This window comes from Nocardioides cavernaquae (assembly GCF_003600895.1).
Taxonomy (GTDB): domain Bacteria; phylum Actinomycetota; class Actinomycetes; order Propionibacteriales; family Nocardioidaceae; genus Nocardioides; species Nocardioides cavernaquae.
This window is the reverse complement of the sequence record NZ_QYRP01000002.1, coordinates 2,971,631-2,988,840: the sequence shown is the minus strand read 5'-3', so window position 1 is coordinate 2,988,840 and position 17,210 is coordinate 2,971,631. Positions and strand designations below refer to the sequence as shown.

The following is a 17,210-nucleotide window of genomic DNA, read 5'->3' as shown; positions in this document are numbered from 1 at the left end:
GCGGCGTCGCGTACCGGCTCGTGGTATCGGGCGGCCTGCTGCTGCCTGGTCTTGCATGCCTTGTCCTTGCGCTCAGTGCTCGGAAGCCTGGACCCGCTTGGGCGGCTGGCGCGTTGGCAATTGGTTGGTTTGTCGTGGGCGGCTCCGCGAGCTACGTGCTGGGCATCTAGGTCGGACCGATCCGGCGCTCCGTCATGCCGTTGGTGCTGCGGATTCTGTCGAATTGAGTGCGTTCGAATCTGGCCCCCATGCGAGCATCAAGTGTGGACCGATTCGACGTCACTCCCGAACAGATGAGTCATGGTCGGATTGTCGACGATCGAGAACTTCCTATGCTGGCCTGCCAATGGTTGATCGACGGATTCGACTCGCCCCTCTTGGTCGAGCTCGCCGCACTAAGCCCGAGGGAAGCGCTCGAAGGAAAAGTCCGGATCCATGACGTACTCGCCGAGTTGGGCTTTCCTGAGCGCACTTCCACCCACGCGTACGAAACGCTGCCCTGGCGCGGCCAGTGGGAAGGAATCTGGTGGGCTCTAGAGCGGATGGACCGCACTCACAGCCCCTATGCGTCGGCTCAGCACGTACTCGAAATCATTGGCGACCACGAGGACCTTTGGGGGCCGGGGCGCGGCGCTGCCCTCGTGGCCCTACTCAGCTCCTGGGACGAGAATCGTGGTGATCGGATCGCTCTGGGCGACCGGATCCGTGAGCACCTGCGCGGGCTGAGCGAGTGCGACGTCCCGCCACTCAGTGCCGAGGCGACGGATATCCAGAGGCACAGGCTCCCAAGCAGGAACTCGCGCACCAGTGCACTTCGGCGGGGCTGGGCGCGCGTCGTACTGCTCATGCGCGCGTCGTCCCACCGCAAGGCTCCCGGTCGACGGTGATTGCCGAAGCCGTTGCCCGCTAGGGTTTTCCCCGTGACCCGGAGCGGGTCGGACAGACGCGAAGGAGGAGCCGTGGCAGTGCGTGCGGTGCGAGGCGCCACCCAGCTCGAGAGCGACACCCGCGAGCACATGCTCGAGCGGGTCGCCGAGATGGTGCGCGACGTGATGGAGAGCAACGACCTCGTCGTCGACGACTTCATCTCGATCATCTTCACGGCCACCTCCGACCTGGTCAGCGAGTTCCCGGCGTACGCCGCGCGTGTGCTCGGCTTCGACGACGTCCCGCTGATCTGCGCGCGCGAACTCGAGATCGAGGGCTCCATGCCGCGCTGCGTGCGGATGATGGCGCACATCGAGACTGACCTCGCCCGCGCGGACGTCACCCACGTCTACCTCCACGGCGCTGCCCACCTCCGCCGCGACCTGACCAAGGTGCGCGAGGTTCCAGATGAGCCCGCCGAGCCCGCAGATGCCTGACCACCTGACCGGACCGGTGCTGATCGTCGGCACCGGCCTGCTCGGTACGTCGATCGGCCTGGCCCTGCGCAAGCACGGCATCGAGGTCCAGCTCAGTGACCTGAGTGCTGACAACCTGCGCACCGCGAGCGGTCTCGGCGCCGGCACGCCCCACACACCCAGCGCGAAAGAGCCGCAGCTGGTCGTCGTTGCCGTGCCTCCGGACCATCTTGCCGACGCGATCAGCAGCGCCCTCGATGAGCACCCGACCGCCTGGGTCACCGACATCGGCAGCATCAAGTCGGGCCCGCTCAACACGATCGCTGGTCACACGAGCGTGGAGCGTTACTGCGGCAGCCACCCGATGGCGGGAACCCAGCACAGCGGCCCCCTGACCGCGAGCGCCACCCTTTTCGAGGGCCGTCCTTGGGCGATCACGCCGCACGAAGCCACCAACCCGACCGCCACCGCTGTCGTCACCGAGCTCGCCGAGCTCACGGGCGCGACCCCGCTGCGCTTCGGGCCCGAGGAGCACGACCGCGCGGTTGCTCGCACCTCGCACCTCCCGCACCTGATGTCCGCACTCGTTGCCGGCCGGCTCGCCGACGCGCCGGAGGGTCACCTCGCGCTGTCCGGCCCGGGCGTCCGGGACGTCACCCGCATCGCCGGCACCGACCCCGGGATGTGGCTGCAGATCGTGCCGGCCAACGCCGCGGCGATCCTCGAGCTCATCGACCAGCTCGGTGCCGACCTCGCCCGACTGCAGGCGGCGATCATCGCCGACGACCGCGATGCGCTCCAGCAGCTCCTGGCCAACGGAGTCGCCGGCACGCTGGCGATCCCCGGCAAGCACGGTGGCCCGGTCCGCCCGATGAGCTCGGTCTTCGTCGTCGTACCCGACCACCCAGGCGAGCTGGCCCGGCTCTTCGCGGACGCCGGGCACGCGGGCGTCAACGTCGAGGACGTCCACATCGACCACGACCCGGGGCGCGACCTCGGTCAGGTCGAGCTCGTCGTCGACGTCAGCAACGAGGAGACGCTCGTCGCGTCCCTCACGGCACGCGGCTGGACCGTTCACCAGTAGTCTGTCCCGTTGTGAGCAGCCCTGTGACCCCCTTGCTGAAGAACATCGTCGTGGCCATGGACGGCCCCTCCGGCTCCGGCAAGTCCAGTACGTCGCGTGGCGTCGCAGCGCGGCTCGGGCTGCGCTACCTGGACACCGGCGCCATGTTCCGCGCGATGACCTGGTTCATGCTCGAGAACGACGTCGACCTGACTGACCCGGCCGCGATCGCGGCCCGCGCCGGCGAACCGACGATCACCTCAGGGATCGACCCGCTGAAGCCGACCATCACCGTCGACGGCACCGACGTCGCCGAGGCTATCCGCGGCGAGGCAGTCACCGGGGGAGTGAGCCCCGTTGCCGCGGTGCCGGAGGTGCGTGCCCGCCTGCTCCAGCTGCAGCGCGACATCATCGGCGAAGGCGGCATCGTCGTCGAAGGCCGCGACATCGGCTCGGTCGTCGCACCGGACGCTGCAGTGAAGGTCTACATGACCGCTGACCCGGCTGCCCGCGCCGCCCGGCGGGCCCTCGAGGAAGGTGGCACCGACGCTGCTGCCGTCGAGGCCTCGCTGCTCGCTCGCGACAAGATCGACTCCGGCCGCGCCACGGCTCCGCTGACGATGCCCGAGGGTGCGCACCACATCGACACCACGCCGTACTCCCTGGACGAGGTCATCGACCAGGTCGTCGCGCTGGTGGCGCTCGCCACGGCCTGATGGCCCACGAGCCGCTCCCGAAGACCTGGCTGCTGCGTGCCGGCAGGCCGGTCGCCCGCGTCATCGCGGGGCGGCGCTGCGACATCCGGCTGCACGGCGTCGAGCACGTCCCACGCAGCGGACCGGTGATCCTGGCCGGCAACCACATCGGTCTGGCGGACGGCCCGCTGCTCGCGGCGTACGCGCCCAGGCCGGTGCACGCGCTCACCAAGCACGAGCTCTTCACAGGCGCCGGCGGCACGTTCCTGCGGACCGCCGGACAGATCCCGCTGGACCGCTTCCACCCCGACCCGACGGCCATCCGCACCTGCCTGGCGGCTCTTGATGAAGGCCGCGTGATCGGCATCTTTCCCGAGGGACGCCGAGGTCCGGGCGACCTGGGACGCTTCCACCGCGGCGCGGCGTACCTCGCGCTCGTGACCGGCGCCCCCGTGGTCCCCGTCACCTTCCTCGGCACGCGTGAGCCGGGCGGGGGCACCAACGACCTGCCGGCGAAGGGTGCTCGCGTGGACATGGTGTTCGGCACCCCGTACCGTCTGGGGGCGGTCCCGTGGCCGCGCACGCGGGAACAAGTAGGGCAGGCCACGGTGTTGCTGCGCAGGCACATGCTCGCAGCGCTCGAGGACGCACTGCGGCTGACCGCCCGCGAACTACCCGGACCACTGGTCCCGGGCGACGAGGAAGACGACCCGCCGACGGGCGTCAGCGAGCGAGGAACACGATGAGCGAGTACGACGAGTCCACTGGTGTCGACGAGACCGAGGGACCCGTGCCGGTGCTTGCCATCGTCGGACGCCCCAACGTCGGCAAGTCCACGCTGGTCAACCGCATCATCGGTCGCCGCGAGGCGGTCGTCGAGGACCGCCCCGGCGTGACCCGCGACCGTGTCTCCTACGACGCGACCTGGAACGGCCGCGCGTTCACCGTCGTCGACACCGGCGGCTGGATCCCCGACGCCGAGGGCCTGGCGCAGAGCATCGCCGCCCAGGCGGAGATCGCCGTGACCCTCGCGGATGCCGTCCTCTTCGTCGTGGACGCGACCGTCGGCATCACCGATGACGACGAGGCCGTCGTCCGGATCCTGCGCAAGTCGGGCAAGCCCGTCGTGCTCGGTGCCAACAAGGTCGACAACCCGGCGCTCGAGGCGCAGGCCTACGCGCTGTGGAACCTCGGTCTGGGTGAGCCGTGGCCCATCTCGGCCGTCCACGGTCGCGGCACGGGAGACATGCTCGACGCCGTCCTGGCCGTGCTCCCGGAGCCCCCGCCGCTCGGCGAGAAGGAGGTCGGCGGCCCGCGCCGCATCGCCATCGTCGGCAAGCCCAACGTCGGCAAGTCGTCGCTGCTCAACAAGCTGGCCGGCGAGAACCGCGTCGTCGTCGACAACGCCGCCGGCACCACCGTCGACCCGGTCGACGAGCTGATCGAGTTCGGTGGCCGCGAGTGGCGCTTCATCGACACCGCGGGCATCCGCAAGCGGGTGAAGGAAGCCTCCGGCCACGAGTACTACGCCTCGCTGCGCACCGCTGGTGCCATCGAGCGCGCCGAGGTCTGCATCCTGGTCATCGACGGCAGTCAGACCGTCTCCGAGCAGGACCTCCGGATCATCCAGATGATCCGCGAGACCGGCCGGGCCCTCGTCATCGCCTTCAACAAGTGGGACCTCGTCGACGAGGAGCGCCGCTACTACCTGGATCGCGAGATCGAGCGCGACCTCGTGCAGGTCCAGTGGGCGCCGCGGATCAACATCACCGCGCGCACCGGCTGGCACATCGACCGGATCGTCCCCGCGCTCGACGCGGCGATCGAGGGCTGGGAGACCCGCATCTCGACCGGCACGTTCAACGCCTTCCTCGGCCGCCTCGTCGCCGAGCACCCGCACCCGGTCCGTGGCGGCAAGCAGCCGCGCATCCTGTTCGGCAGCCAGGTGCAGGTCGCGCACCCGACGTTCAAGCTGTTCACTACCGGCAAGCTCGACGCCGGCTACGAGCGCTTCATCGAGCGTCGCCTCCGCGAGGAGTTCGGCTTCGTCGGAACGCCGATCGAGATCAAGGTCCAGCCGCGGGAGAAGCGCAAGCGCTGAGTCCGTCCGTGCGGCTCGCTCCGGCGGCGTACGCCGTCAGCCCGAGGCCTTGTGACGCAGCGCCCGCTGCAGCTCGTCCTTGCTCATTCCGCGAGCACGAGGGACATCGGCATTGGCTGCCTGCTGCTCGAGCTCGTCCTTGGTGATGTCCGCCGGCCTCACGCCGAGGTGATCGGCGCGCGCCGCAGCGAACGCGTCGCCCAGCTCCTCCAAGCGGCTGGCGCTCAACAGCTCGCGCATCTTCGGCAGCACGGTCTCCTCCTCCTCGCCGAGGTGGTGGCGCACGGACTAGTCGACGTCGGCCAGGATCTCGTCGAAGTTGGCTGAGGCCGGATCGGCCGCAGCGAGCTTCGCCAGCAGCTCATCGGCCTCAATGTGCTCCTCCTGGCTGTGCTCGACATCGTGCGCAGCTCCGGCCTCGGCGGCCGGCGGGTAGACCTCGGCCTCCTCGGCGCGGCTGTGCGCGGTGATCAACGTGATGAAGACAGGCAGGACGTCGGGCCGCTTCTCGGGGGCGTCGGTGAGGTCGTCGAGCATCCGCTCGAACTCACGGTGGTCTTGCAGGATCAGGTCGACGACATCGGTCATGTGCACTCCTCATGATGGCGGACGGATGCGTTCCTGTACCCCGAAGCGCGCTCCGCGACACCCGCTCAGCGAGAGGGACTTTCGAAACTCTCAATGGCCACTGATGCCCCGAACGGGCTATTGGTGGGCCCGGGGCGTTCGCTGTCATGCTCAGGAGTTGCGGCTCGGGTCGCAGACGGGGACCACCACCTGATTCGGGGCGTGCGTGGCAACGATCATCGGCAAGTCGGACACGGTCGAGGTGGCGCACCTGCGCCAGGCCCTCGACTCCGCGGGCTTCCCCGAAGGCCACGACGACTACCAGGTGATCGTGTTCGACCCCGCGCGCGGCGACTCGTGTCCGGTGACGGCACGGTCCCGCCAGGTCGTGGTGACGCCTGCCGCGGCCACAGCGGCGGCAGCGTGGTCGCTCCTGCGCGCGGGTGCCGAGGACGTCGTCGGCTGGGACGGCGCTGGCACCGCGGTGGCCCTGGTCCGGCGCCTCGAGCGCTGGCGCAAGGTGGATGCGGTCCTGGCCTCACCTGTCGTGACGGACCTGTTCGTCGGCTCCAGCCAGCAGCTCCGCCATGCCCTGGTCGAGCTGGTCGAGCTCGCCCTGTTCGGGAGCGGGCCGATCCTGCTGGTCGGGGAGACCGGCACCGGCAAGGAGCTGGCGGCCCGTCTGGTGCACGCGATGCCGGGTACGCCGACGACGGGGGACCTCGTCGTACTCGACTGCACGACGATCGTGCCGTCGCTGTCGGGAAGCGAGCTCTTCGGGCACGAACGCGGCGCCTTCACGGGTGCCGATCGCTCACGTGCGGGGGCTTTCGCCGCAGCGGATGGGGGCACGCTGTTCCTCGACGAGATCGGCGAGCTACCGCTGCCGCTCCAGGCCGAGCTGCTCCGGGTGATCCAGGAGGGCACCTACAAGCGGGTGGGTGGGGACGTGTGGGCAAGGACCTCGTTCCGCCTGGTGAGCGCGACCAACCGGGACCTCGAAGCCGAGCAGCGCGCTGGCCGGTTTCGCAGCGACCTCTACCACCGCATCGCGTCGGGCGTCGTCCGGCTCCCGCCGCTGCGCGAGCGCCCCAGCGATGTCGAGCCGCTGTTTCGCCACTTCCTCGCCGAGGCGACCCATGACGCGGCCCCGGAGCTCTCCCGGCCGGTCGCGGCGATGCTCCATGAACGTGCCTTTCCCGGCAACCTGCGCGAGCTCAGGCAACTCGCCTACGCGGTCGCGGCGTGCCACTGCGGGGCAGGCCCGGTCACGCCCGGCGAGATCCCGGCGCGCTACCGACCGGAAACCGACGCGACCGGACCGAGCCTGGTCCGGGGTGCGCTCGAGCGTGCGGTCCGCACCTGCCTGGGCTACGGCGTCTCGCTCCCGGACCTGAAGGCGATGGTCGCCGACCTCGCGGTCGACGTCGCCCTCACGGAGCACGACGGCAACGCACATCGTGCGGCGACGGCCCTCGGGGTGACCGACCGCGCGATCCAGCTGCGCAAGCAGGTCCCGAAGCCGCGGACCGCCGCAGATCAGTAGCCAGCCTCCAGCTCTGCCGCGAGCTCCTGGGCCAGCTCGAGGTAGAACTCCGCCGCCTCACGGCTCACGTAGTCGGGACCGTTGGCGCTCGCGCTGACCTTGCAGCGCGAGCCGCCGCCGACCTTGCGCCGATAGAGCTCGCACGCCTTCTGCTCGATGCGCCGGCCGAGCTCGGTCGGGCAGGCGGACAGGTCGATCTTCCACTCCGCCTCGGTGAAGCTGACCGTTCCGATGGTCTCGAAGCTGGTCAGGCGAGTGGCGTCGGGCCCGCCGGCGGCGCCGAGCGCACGCTTGGCGGCGCCGGGGCGCGAGACCTTGATCGTGTAGCTCCGCGGCCCGGACTTGCTGTAGACGACGAGCCGTGGGGGCAGACCGAGCTGGCGGTCAGGGCGGGCCAGCTGCTCCAGTCCCGCCTGCCGTCCGGCTCGCGTGTCTGGCTTGATCTCCACGACAGCGCGGTGGCGCTTCGGGCGTGCGGGGCGGCGCGCTGCCGCCCGTCGGGCCTGTGCCTCGAACTCGAATTCGTACATGGGTCACCTCTCTGTGTCGTGTCCAGCCCAGATGTCGAGGGTCAGCAGGCTGAGCAGGGTGGCGCCGTCGAGGACAGCGCGGTCGCCGGCGGGTGAGACCGCAGCGCGCGCGAAGGCGGTGGAGTGCTGCGGGACGTCACCGATCGACAGCTTGGGATGCAGGGCCGGGACGGCGTGGCTGACGTTGCCGAGATCCGTGCTCCCTGCGGTGAGTACGTCGCGTGGTGACGGCGGCAGGGGTGACCGGCCGAGCGAGCGGAGGTGGTGCTCAGCGAGTCGCGCGAGCGCGGGATCGCTCCGCACGTCGCGGTAGACCGGCCCGTCCGGTTCGACGACCTGGGCGCACCGGGTGGCGCGGGCGCCTGCCTCGGCCGCGCGGCGTACGTCATCGGCGAGGGCTGCGAGCCCGGCGCTGGTGGCGGCACGGGTCATCGCACGCAGCACCGCGCGCGCAGGCACGACGTTGGGCGCGGTGCCGCCCTCGACGATCACGGCCGTGATCTGGTCGCCGAAGCGGAGGGTCGAACGTGCGGCAGCCAGTGCCTGGTAGGCGAGGACCGCGGCGTCGAGCGCGTTGCGCCCGGTCTCCGGGGCCATCGCCGCGTGGGCGGCCCGGCCGTGGAAGGTGATCCGGTACGACGCGGCGGCGCGGAAGGTGGCCCGGACCTGGTCGTGCCTGCCCGGGTGGACCAGCAGCACGGCCGCTGCTCCGTGGAACGCGCCGCGGCGCAGGAGCTCGATCTTGCCGCCACCGCCCTCCTCTGCCGGCGTCCCGAGCACCACCACCCGGCCCCCGAGCTTCGCAGCACGGGAGGCGAGGACAGCGCCGGCGCCCGCAGCGGCGGCTGCGATCACGTTGTGCCCGCAGCCGTGGCCGAGGCCCGGGAGTGCGTCGTACTCGCAGCAGAGGATGACCAGCGGGCCGTCCTGGCCGGCCGAGGCCCGGAACGCTGTCGGCAGGCCGTGGGCCGGGTGCTGCACCTGGAGGCCGTGCCGCCCGAGGAACGTGGCAACGGTGGCGCTGGACCGGTGCTCGCGCCACGCCAGCTCGGGGTGCGCGTGGAGGTCGTGCGAGAGCCCGAGCAGCCCGGTTGCCAGGTGCCGGACCTCGTCGGCGACCGGCGCCGCGACCAGCGTGGCGTCCGTCGTCATGCCACTCGCCGCCGCACTGCCGGGCGCCGTCCACGGAACCGGAGCCTGGCCGGACCGGTCAGGCGCAACACGTTGCCGCTGAGGACCTGGGCCATCCCGTCGGTGTCGAACGGGAGCGCCCTTGCCTTGGCCAGCTCGACGGCGGGGTGCAGGAACGGTCCGTCGCTCCCGAAGAGGATCTTCCCCGGACCGGCACGCCGGGCTGCGTCCTCGAGCAGGTCGAAGTAGCGGACGCCCGAGGTGTCGGTGAAGAGGTTCGGGAGCCGGACCAGCTGGTCGACGAACGCGCACTGCGCCTTCCAGTCGTCCGCGAAGGACGAGAGGTGGGGCACCACCCACGCCACGTCCGGGTAGGAGCGGACCACCATCTCCACCGTGGCGGTGTCACCCGCAGGGTCGTAGAGGACGGGGAGCCGCCACCGCCGGGCGGCCTCCGCGATCTCGCGGGTGATCCGCGCATCGTGCGCGTGCACCTTGATCCCGCAGAAGCCCTGGCCGACCGCGTGCGCCACCCGCTGCTGGATCGTCCCAGCCTCGGACCGCGCATTGATGAAGAGGTAACCCAGCAGGCCCGGCCGGTCCCGGATCAGCGCAGCGATCGTCGCGTTGGCCTTCGGGTAGTCCGACGTCAGTGGCGCCATGATCACGGCCCCGCGGATGCCAGCCGGACGGGCCCGGTCCAGGTACAGCGACAGCGGAGCCGCCGTGTCCCAGGGACCGTGCAACCCGTCACCGGTCCCGATGTGGACGTGGGCGTCGATCACCAGAGTCCGGTTCATGCTGCCTGCCCTCCTGCTGCCCAGGACAGCGCGTCCTCCAGCCGGTCGAGGTCCGCGCTGGTGAGGTCGGCCCGGAGGCAGAGCGTCAGCGTGGGACGACCGGTGCACCGGCCACGGGTGGCGAGCGCCCGCACTCCGCACATCGCCAGCCGACGCTGGAGGTCGAGCGGGTCCCGTCGGCCTCCTTCCGTGCAGATCACGGCGAACGGCGCCCCGAGCGGCGCGAGCCCGAGCCGCTCGAGGTGGGACCGGATCCGCGCGACGTGCGCCGCGAGCCGGGTACGCCGCCCGGGCACCGTCGGGTCCGCCAGCCCCTGCCGCAGCGCATCGACGTCGCAGGCCGATGCCGGACTGCTGTGCATCCGGGTCGGCCCCTCGGACCGGACCAGCGCAACGAGGTCGGCCGGTCCGGCCGCGGCGGCCACTGGCGCGGCGTACCCCTTGGCCAGCGACGCCACCCAGAGCATCCGCTCCGGCGCGGTGGTCAGCCAGTCCGCGGTGCCCGCTCCGCCCGGACCGACGCCGGCAGCCAGCGAATCGTCGACGACCAGGTGGCCATTGCGGTCGGCGGCGAGATCCGCGAGCGCGGCCAGGGGAGCGGGGCGCAGGCAGGACCCGCACAGCCCGTCGGTCACCACGACGACGGGGCCCCTTGCCTGCCGGGTCAGCCGCCGCACGTCGCGGACGTCCTGATGGCGGAAGGTGCGCACGGTGCCTCCTTCGGCAGTCGCAGCGGCGGCGGCCCAGCGGCCGACCGGGTAGATCGCCTCGTCCACGAGCACGACCGCGCCGGCGGGGCGGGTCGCGATCGCATCGAGCAAGGCGTGGAAGCTGGTCCTCGACAGGACGGCGTCGGCAGCACCGACGGTCTGCGCCAGGCGCAGGGCCAGCTGTGTGTGGGAGGGCGGCTCGCCGACCACGGCCGGACGACCGGTGGTCAGCGGGCCGCCTGCCACGGCGGCGGGCCTCAGCCCGAGGAAGTGCCCGGAGGTGAGGTCGACATCAGGCACGGATCCGGTTCCCGGCCAGCTTGCGCGCCAGCAGTGTGGAGGGCACCTCCGTGTTCGCCTCGCGGGCCAGGTCGACCCCGGTCGCGGTGCGGTACGCCGCGGCGTACTGCTGGATGCCGGCGCGGAACGCCTGTGCCCACGAGGAGGCCTCGGCGACGTTGACAGCCGTGTCGGCCCAGTTGCCGAGCCGGATCGTCAGCACCAGCTGCTCGCCGATCGTGGCCAGGTCGTTGAAGTTCATGATGCTCGTGTCGGTCCAGCCCTGGATGGACTTCATCGCGTCGACGCGGTCCATCCACGGCTCGGGGTACGGCGTCATCGGCCGTCCGCCGAGGAACTCCCGCATCTGCGGCTCGGCCAGGATCGACTGCATCACCAGGAACTCGGCGCGTGCGGCGACCGCCATCTCGCCGTACTGGTTCTGGGTGCCCTGCGAGAGGACGATGTGGCAGTCGCGCAGCGCCCGGTAGAGCGGGAAGGCGTCGGCCTGGACGGTCAGGTCGTCGAGCTCCTTGAAGTACTGGTGCGCGAGGAAGAGCACCTGGTGGAACGACTCCAGGAACCCGCTGCGGCGCTCGACGAGCGTCCGCGTCTTGGGGATGGCACGCCCGATCAGCGGGAAGCCGTACTCGTACTCGTACTCCACCGCGCGCCTGCGCACCGTCATCCGATGCACCTCGTCCTCCGCGTAGCCCCACAGGCGGTTGCGCAGCGGGAGCAGCGGCGTGACGTCGAAGCGGGAGAGCGGGTCCCGACCGGGGAGCCGGCGGTTCTGGAAGCGGGCCAGGATCACGTTGAGCGTCTGGACGAGCATGCCCTCCTCGAGCCAGTAGTTCCAGATCAGCTCGACGCCGGGCAGGTACGCCGTCTTCGCGTTGCGCGGGAGCTTGCCGAGCGTCGGGAACTGCGACTCCGTGTTGCGGAGCTTGCCCTCCTCGTAGCCCGCGGGGATCAGGTCGGAGAAGTTGGTGACCGTGGCCCGCCCGACGAACTCGCGGGCCGCGTCGCGGAGGTCCTGGTACGGCTTCGAGCCGAAGGCGGGCCAGGCGTTCGCGTCGTCGTACTTCTCGCCGTCGGACCAGCGATCGGCGAGGAACTCGTGGAACCGCTCGAAGGTGACGGGCGCGGACCGCAGGGTGCCCGGTGCCGGGCCCTCCCGGACGAGGGCGACCCGGATCGGCGAGCCGATGTCACCGGTCTCGGTGCCGGCACTCTCGGCGATGCCCTGGTCGGTCACCGAGAACGCGTCCTCGTCGAGCAGCTCGGCGGTGGCGAGGAAGTCGTCGAGGTCATCGGGATCGGACGGCTTGCCGTTGTACAGACGTACGACGAAGTCGCCTCCCCACAGACCGGCGCGAAGGTCCCTGCTCTCGGAGGCGTCGAGGGCGAAGCCGGCGAGGTCCGTGGGCGCGAGCGTCACCGACACCTCGGAGGGCGGCTTGCGCACCCCCGTCTTGGGACGCCAGCCGCGCGCAACCACGACCTCCGTGCCTTTGTCGTCCTCGGTGGAGAGCACCCAGGTGAAGGCAGTCACGGCGGACTCGATGGCGATCTCGAGGACGATCGCGTCGCCCGGGGCAAAGACCCTGCTCACGGGCCTGATCTGGTTGGACATGGTGTCTCCTTCTCATGAGGCGCGCACGAGTGCGCGTCGGTTGGTGGTGACGTTCTCGGTGGAGGTGAGGCTGCTGCGCAGGGCCCATGCGCGCAGCAGCGCGGAGATGAGCTGGCTCTCGGCCTCGGGGGTGATCAGCTGGCCGGCGCGGGCCTGGCCGACGACCGCGAAGACGAGGGCCGGGCGCTGCCGGGCCATGACGCCGACGTCGTTCTTCCAGGTCCGGTGCAGCTCGAGGAGGCGGGCGGGCTGGCGCTCGGCAAGCGGGAACGTCTCCCGGAGCCTGCGGCCCTTGAGCGTGGGAGAGCGGTGGCCGGCCAGCACCTTCACGAACGCCGGGATCCCGGCCTCGATCGCTGCGAACTCCTGCTGCCGCGCCGGGGGTAGTGCGGAGACCGGGTAGAGCGCCTTCCAGGTCCGGGCCATGTCCGCCCATTGCGGATGCGGGTAGAGCTCATTGCCGATCGCGCAGCTGAGCAGGACCCGGACGTAGGGGATCGGGTGCGGGTCATCTCCCGAAGGCCGGAACACGAAGAACCGGGGGAGGCTGACCACGGCGAGCAGCCCCATCGTCGAGGACATCCCGAGCGTCGCCACTGACCAGAAGTCCGCGATGATCTCGGAGATCCAGTTCTCCCAGTTGCGCCACACGGGTGCCGCGGATCCCGCCTTCGCGCGGTGCTCGGCGAGCTCCTTGCGCAGTGACGGGACCAGGTCGAGCAGCGCTGCGCCCTGGTGCCCGACCTCGTGGACCAGCGACGAGGCGATGCCGTGACCGACCATCCGCTCGCGGGGGATCCTCACGATGGCTGCCGGGCTGAGGTCACCGCCGGGCATCTTGGTCTTCGCCCGCCGGATCGCCGCACCGGGCCCCCGGGCCAGGTAGCAGACGAGCGGTGGCGGATCGACGATCAGGGGATTGGCGACCAGCGCATCCGCTGCCACGACGTCGAGGCCGGAGAGCCAGACGCCGGTGCGGTTCTCGCTGCGCTGGGTCACCACCTCGGTGAACATGTCGAACTGGCTCAGGATCGCGTTGAACCGCATCCGGATCAGCACGAAGCGGTACTGCTGCTCCTCGGGGGTCGCCGTACGGCCGGGGCCGCGCAGCCAGGCGAGGTAGTCCCGGACCTGGCTGCGCAGGACCTTCCGTCCGGTGTGGAGGAACCGCTCGACGTCGAGGCTGGCTCGGGGCGGGAGGGCAGCGGCCGGCACCATCGTCTCGTGGAGGGCGAGGGGCCGGATCTGGTCCAGGCGGGACAGCAGCGCCCGTGCCTCCAGCTCGAGCAGGGAGCCGCTCAGTCGGCGGACGTCCATCGCGGGCCTCAGGCCCCGACCAGGACGATGCGGTTGCCGCGGCGGTACCAGCGGCCACCCCCACCGCCGACCTCGTGCGCCTCGTGCGCTTCGTGGGACTCGAAGGCCTCCATCGCCTCCTGGGACTCCTGTGTCTCGTAGCTCTCGAAGTCACCGTCGAACGGCTCGAAGTCCGGAGCGGACTGGCCCCCGCCATGGCCGCCGCACGAGCAGCCCCCTGCGACCGGCCCTGCAGGGGTGAAGGGTGCGTAGGGCGCCGCCTGCGCAAACCCGACTCCGCCTCCGTACGGTGCGGCCCAGGCGGACCGTCCGTACGACGAGGCACGCCGGCTGCGCCACGGCTGCGTGCGGGCGGCGTACGACGGACGCACGAGCGCGGGCGCGTAGCGGCGGGCCGAGGACACGGCTGCGCTGCGCGCGACGGTGCGCGGCGGTACGCCGGCCGGCGCGCGCATCGCGTTGCGCACGGTGCCGGAGGCCCAGCGGACGTAGCGACGAGCGGCCTCCATCTCGGCCTCGGCCTCGCCCATCGACTCCAGCTCCTCGGCCTCGAGCAGGCTTGCGGCCATGCCGCCGAGCTTGCCTCCGATGGCCGTGCCGAGCCCGGGGGCGACGAACGAGCCGAGCGCGGAGCCGACCATGGGAAGCGCGGTCTTCGCGACGTTGCGGAGCACGCCGCCAACCGCCTTGCCGATCCCGGACTTCATGAAGGAGCTGGCGCCCTTCGCCACTCGCCTGACCAGCTTGCCGAGGAACTCCTCGAGCTCGGCCTCGGTGGTGATCTCGAGGAGCTCCTGGGCGAGCTCGAACTCGAGGGCCTCGTGCAGCTCCTGGGTCTCGAAGGTCTCGTAGGCCTCCGCTTGTTCGTAGGACTCGTGGAGCTCCGGCTGGTACTCGAATGCTTCGTACGCGGTCATGGGTGCATCTCCTTCAAGGGTGGGTTTGGTAGGGAGGCGCTCAGGCGCCGTAGAGGACGATCCGGTTGCCCTTGCGCACCCAGCGACCGCTGGTCCGGCGCGGGCCGGGGACGCTGCCGCCGGTGATCACCGGGACGAGTCCGGGCAGGCTGCGCTGCGCAGCGGTGACGAGAGCGGTGCGGGCGGCCTGCTGCGGCGGCAGGTACGCCGTGCGCTGGGCGATCTGCGCCGCGTCGCGGGCGGTGCGGACGAAGGCACGTGCGACCTCGAACTCGCGGTCCTCAGCGGACATGCCCTCGTACTCGAACTGCTTGCCGAGCCAGCGCCCGCCGGCTGACCCGACGCGGCGGCCGAAGTCGCCTCCAATCGCATTGCCGACGATGCCGCCGACCTGCGGCAGGACCTGGCGGGCCGCGTTCTTGAGGACGCCGCCGAGTGCCTGACCGGTGGGGGAGCTGATGAAGGAGCGGGCGGCCGAGGTCGCGGTCCGGAGCAGCCCGCCGAGGAACTCCTCGAGCTCCGCCTCGTTCGTGATCTCCAGCAGGCGGGCCGCGTACTCCATCTCGAGGGCCTCGGCCTCGTGGCTGGCCTCGAAGCTCTCGTAGGCCTCGAATGCCTCGTAGGACTCGCCCGCGGTCTCGCCGGGCCCGCCGGTCTCGTATGTCTCCTGCTCGAACTCGAACATGGCGCGGTCGATGTCGTGCATGGGTCTCCCCTCTCGGTCGGATGAAGCTCTCGACCTTCCCCATGCAATTTCCGTGCCAGAGCGCTCCGGGCTCAGCAGCCGCGCGATGGGCGAAGCCCGGTTCGCTCCACCCCCGTGCGATCAGTGCTTCGGCGAAGCAGGGTTCGCGGCGAGCAGGCGGTACTTCGCCACCGTGCGTCGGGCGAGCGGGACCCCTGACGCGGCCAGCCGCTCGGCGATCTCGGCGTCCGTGGCTCCCGGGTGGTCGGCGACGGCAGCGCTGACCTGCTCGAGGAGGCTGGTGGTCCGGCCGAAGAACAGGGACAGGGGGAGCAGGCGGCCGTCGGGACAGCGGGCGACCTTGTCCTGCACGGCCCGCCCCACGGTCGAGGGGTGCACGGAGAGCATCCGGGCCACGTCGTGGCGACGCAGCGGCTGGTGCGCCGCCCTGCCCTGGAGGATGAATCCGGCCTGCTCCTCGGCGAGCAGGCCGGCGACGCGTCCCAGCATCGTGGCCCGCGCTTCGATGGCGGCGAGCAGCCGGCCGGCCTCGTCGCGGTATGGCGTCCACCACCGCCGCGCCTCGGGATCGCCCGTCAGGGGGTCGAGCACCTGCCTCACCCCGAACGCTCCGGCGTCCGCGACGTGCGCGCGAACCGTGCCGCTCGCGTCGACCACGAAGACCACGTCGGTGGGCCGGGCCCGGTCGGATCCTCCGTCGAGGAGGACGAACGGCCGGACCCGCTCGCGGAGGACCGAGACGGCCTGCTCGACTGCCGCGACGGAGGCTCCCGTCGCAGCCGAGATCTCGGCGTGGCGGCCCTCCGCGACGGCGTCGAGGAAGCCAGCGGCGAGGACGGCTACGAGGACGGGCACTTCACCCAGCGCGGCGAGGCGGTCTGCCTGGACCCGGACGCAGTCGACGGGCGACGACGCGGCGATGCCGGGCGGGCCGACGATGCGCAGCCCGGTGATGACCGCCTGGAGGTCGCCGTCATCGACCCCGGGCGGGGTGCGGTGCAGGAAGCCGTGGTCGTCGAGGGCCTCGACCGTGGTCGACAGGAGCTCGTGGAGGCGACGGGGAAGCTCCAGTCGGGCCTCGTGGATCAGGTCGCCCCTCCAGTCGACCGGTGCAGCGAGGTCGGGTGGCCGTGCGGTCGCCGAGCAGGCCGCACACCGCTCGCCCACGCCGTACATCCCGCAGCCGGGGCAATGGCGGCCGGGCACGCGTTCGAGTGCCGGGTTGGTGGCCACGGCGCGTTCGATCGCGGCCTCGAGGTCGACGGATCCGGCAGGGAGCAACGCGAGGTAGGACAGGAAGCGCAGGCCCGGCTCGGCCGCGAGCCGCGGCGTGATCTCGAGGCCGGGACGCAGGTCCACGACCCGACGCTAGCGTCGCCTGATCCGGCGGGGAAGCCCCGCCGGACCGGTTCAGCGGTTCAGGAGGTGGCCTTCACGCGGCGCACGAGTGCCGCGAGCAGACCGGCGGAAATGGCCTTGAGCGCGAGCTGCTCCAGCTTGTCCACCACCGGCAGCCGCTTGTCGGCAGACACGACGTAGACGATCTCGGTGCCGGTCTGCGTGGCGATCAGGCGCACGTCACCCGAGTAGTTGCGGAACGGCACGCCGGACAGCGCTCGGTATCCCAGGCGGGAGGGTGCCTCGAAGGCGATGACCTCCTCGACGATCGCCGGCGCGGGGCCGGGCACCGAGACGCGGCGTACAGCGCCGAGGCCGTTGCGATCGGGCTTGCCCGGGTGCGTCAGCGTGACGGAGAGGCCGGGGCCCCACTTGGACATGCCTTCGTGGTCGCTGAGCACGTCCCAGACGTGCTGGACAGAGGCAGGGACGACGGCGGTGCTGGTTGCGCGCATGGACTCACGCTATCGC

At 71.3% G+C, this 17,210-nt stretch carries 18 protein-coding genes; 6 read left to right on the top strand and 12 right to left on the bottom strand.

Annotated features, from left to right (window positions below; translation table 11 throughout):
• Positions 1-959 precede the first annotated feature (959 nt).
• Genes aroH through der form a run of 5 tightly spaced genes read left to right on the top strand, consistent with a single transcriptional unit; the run spans position 960 to position 5,202 of the window.
• Positions 960-1,364, top strand: a complete 405-nt coding sequence (gene aroH / locus D4739_RS14355; RefSeq protein WP_120061251.1) for a chorismate mutase — start codon at positions 960-962, stop codon at positions 1,362-1,364.
• Positions 1,336-2,427, top strand: coding sequence for a prephenate dehydrogenase (locus D4739_RS14350; protein ID WP_238473667.1), 1,092 nt, complete (start codon positions 1,336-1,338; stop codon positions 2,425-2,427). Before aroH ends, D4739_RS14350 begins: the two co-directional genes overlap by 29 nt.
• A gap of 11 nt (positions 2,428-2,438) precedes the next feature.
• Entirely contained in the window at positions 2,439-3,122 is a 684-nt protein-coding gene (gene cmk, locus D4739_RS14345) for a (d)CMP kinase (RefSeq protein WP_274380497.1), read from the top strand.
• The gene (locus D4739_RS14340; RefSeq protein WP_120061250.1) at positions 3,122-3,847 is read left to right on the top strand and encodes a lysophospholipid acyltransferase family protein; all 726 of its coding nucleotides are present in this window, start codon (positions 3,122-3,124) and stop codon (positions 3,845-3,847) included. Before cmk ends, D4739_RS14340 begins: the two co-directional genes overlap by 1 nt.
• The gene (der, locus tag D4739_RS14335; protein ID WP_120061249.1) at positions 3,844-5,202 is read left to right on the top strand and encodes a ribosome biogenesis GTPase Der; all 1,359 of its coding nucleotides are present in this window, start codon (positions 3,844-3,846) and stop codon (positions 5,200-5,202) included. Before D4739_RS14340 ends, der begins: the two co-directional genes overlap by 4 nt.
• A 36-nt stretch (positions 5,203-5,238) precedes the next feature.
• On the opposite strand, the gene D4739_RS17240 is transcribed toward der, so the two are convergent.
• The gene (locus D4739_RS17240) at positions 5,239-5,487 is read right to left on the bottom strand and encodes a hypothetical protein (protein WP_238473666.1); all 249 of its coding nucleotides are present in this window, start codon (positions 5,485-5,487) and stop codon (positions 5,239-5,241) included.
• Positions 5,488-5,490: 3 nt separating this feature from the next.
• Positions 5,491-5,790: a hemerythrin domain-containing protein gene (locus D4739_RS17235; protein WP_238473665.1), complete on the bottom strand. Its 300-nt coding sequence runs from the start codon at positions 5,788-5,790 to the stop codon at positions 5,491-5,493.
• Between the two features lie 205 nt (positions 5,791-5,995).
• Between D4739_RS17235 and D4739_RS14325 the strand changes: the two genes are divergently transcribed.
• The gene (locus D4739_RS14325) at positions 5,996-7,315 is read left to right on the top strand and encodes a sigma-54-dependent transcriptional regulator (RefSeq protein ID WP_120061248.1); all 1,320 of its coding nucleotides are present in this window, start codon (positions 5,996-5,998) and stop codon (positions 7,313-7,315) included.
• On the opposite strand, the gene D4739_RS14320 is transcribed toward D4739_RS14325, so the two are convergent.
• From D4739_RS14320 to D4739_RS14280, 10 genes are all read right to left on the bottom strand, one after another.
• The gene (locus D4739_RS14320; protein ID WP_120061247.1) at positions 7,309-7,845 is read right to left on the bottom strand and encodes a hypothetical protein; all 537 of its coding nucleotides are present in this window, start codon (positions 7,843-7,845) and stop codon (positions 7,309-7,311) included. The genes D4739_RS14325 and D4739_RS14320 overlap by 7 nt on opposite strands.
• A gap of 3 nt (positions 7,846-7,848) precedes the next feature.
• On the bottom strand, positions 7,849-8,997 hold the full coding sequence (locus D4739_RS14315) for an amidohydrolase (RefSeq protein ID WP_120061246.1): 1,149 nt from the start codon (positions 8,995-8,997) through the stop codon (positions 7,849-7,851).
• Positions 8,994-9,776 carry an amidohydrolase family protein gene (locus tag D4739_RS14310; RefSeq protein ID WP_220699303.1) on the bottom strand — a complete coding sequence of 261 codons (783 nt, stop codon included), beginning with the start codon at positions 9,774-9,776 and terminating at the stop codon, positions 8,994-8,996. Before D4739_RS14310 ends, D4739_RS14315 begins: the two co-directional genes overlap by 4 nt.
• On the bottom strand, positions 9,773-10,786 hold the full coding sequence (locus D4739_RS14305; RefSeq protein ID WP_182920433.1) for an aminotransferase class I/II-fold pyridoxal phosphate-dependent enzyme: 1,014 nt from the start codon (positions 10,784-10,786) through the stop codon (positions 9,773-9,775). The genes D4739_RS14310 and D4739_RS14305 overlap by 4 nt, the downstream gene beginning before the upstream one ends.
• The gene (locus D4739_RS16950; RefSeq protein WP_182920432.1) at positions 10,779-12,401 is read right to left on the bottom strand and encodes a hypothetical protein; all 1,623 of its coding nucleotides are present in this window, start codon (positions 12,399-12,401) and stop codon (positions 10,779-10,781) included. Before D4739_RS16950 ends, D4739_RS14305 begins: the two co-directional genes overlap by 8 nt.
• Before the next feature lie 12 nt (positions 12,402-12,413).
• Positions 12,414-13,718, bottom strand: a complete 1,305-nt coding sequence (locus D4739_RS14300; protein WP_120061244.1) for a hypothetical protein — start codon at positions 13,716-13,718, stop codon at positions 12,414-12,416.
• An 8-nt stretch (positions 13,719-13,726) separates the two neighbouring features.
• Entirely contained in the window at positions 13,727-14,635 is a 909-nt protein-coding gene (locus D4739_RS14295) for a hypothetical protein (protein ID WP_120061243.1), read from the bottom strand.
• A gap of 40 nt (positions 14,636-14,675) precedes the next feature.
• Positions 14,676-15,341 carry a hypothetical protein gene (locus D4739_RS14290; RefSeq protein WP_120061242.1) on the bottom strand — a complete coding sequence of 222 codons (666 nt, stop codon included), beginning with the start codon at positions 15,339-15,341 and terminating at the stop codon, positions 14,676-14,678.
• Between the two features lie 120 nt (positions 15,342-15,461).
• Positions 15,462-16,700: an RNA polymerase factor sigma-54 gene (locus D4739_RS14285; protein WP_120061241.1), complete on the bottom strand. Its 1,239-nt coding sequence runs from the start codon at positions 16,698-16,700 to the stop codon at positions 15,462-15,464.
• Positions 16,701-16,759: 59 nt separating this feature from the next.
• Positions 16,760-17,194, bottom strand: coding sequence for an SRPBCC family protein (locus D4739_RS14280; RefSeq protein WP_120061240.1), 435 nt, complete (start codon positions 17,192-17,194; stop codon positions 16,760-16,762).
• Between the last annotated feature and the right edge of the window lie 16 nt (positions 17,195-17,210).

Bases quoted from the DNA above. Each gene is read 5' to 3' on its own strand.
- D4739_RS14350 (WP_238473667.1), top strand. From the start codon at position 1,336: ATGAGCCCGCCGAGCCCGCAGATGCCTGACCACCTGACCGGACCGGTG.
- D4739_RS14340 (WP_120061250.1), top strand. From the start codon at position 3,122: ATGGCCCACGAGCCGCTCCCGAAGACCTGGCTGCTGCGTGCCGGCAGG.
- der (WP_120061249.1), top strand. From the start codon at position 3,844: ATGAGCGAGTACGACGAGTCCACTGGTGTCGACGAGACCGAGGGACCC.
- D4739_RS17235 (WP_238473665.1), bottom strand. From the start codon at position 5,790: ATGACCGATGTCGTCGACCTGATCCTGCAAGACCACCGTGAGTTCGAG.
- D4739_RS14320 (WP_120061247.1), bottom strand. From the start codon at position 7,845: ATGTACGAATTCGAGTTCGAGGCACAGGCCCGACGGGCGGCAGCGCGC.
- D4739_RS14315 (WP_120061246.1), bottom strand. From the start codon at position 8,997: ATGACGACGGACGCCACGCTGGTCGCGGCGCCGGTCGCCGACGAGGTC.
- D4739_RS14310 (WP_220699303.1), bottom strand. From the start codon at position 9,776: ATGAACCGGACTCTGGTGATCGACGCCCACGTCCACATCGGGACCGGT.
- D4739_RS16950 (WP_182920432.1), bottom strand. From the start codon at position 12,401: ATGTCCAACCAGATCAGGCCCGTGAGCAGGGTCTTTGCCCCGGGCGAC.
- D4739_RS14300 (WP_120061244.1), bottom strand. From the start codon at position 13,718: ATGGACGTCCGCCGACTGAGCGGCTCCCTGCTCGAGCTGGAGGCACGG.
- D4739_RS14295 (WP_120061243.1), bottom strand. From the start codon at position 14,635: ATGACCGCGTACGAAGCATTCGAGTACCAGCCGGAGCTCCACGAGTCC.
- D4739_RS14290 (WP_120061242.1), bottom strand. From the start codon at position 15,341: ATGCACGACATCGACCGCGCCATGTTCGAGTTCGAGCAGGAGACATAC.
- D4739_RS14280 (WP_120061240.1), bottom strand. From the start codon at position 17,194: ATGCGCGCAACCAGCACCGCCGTCGTCCCTGCCTCTGTCCAGCACGTC.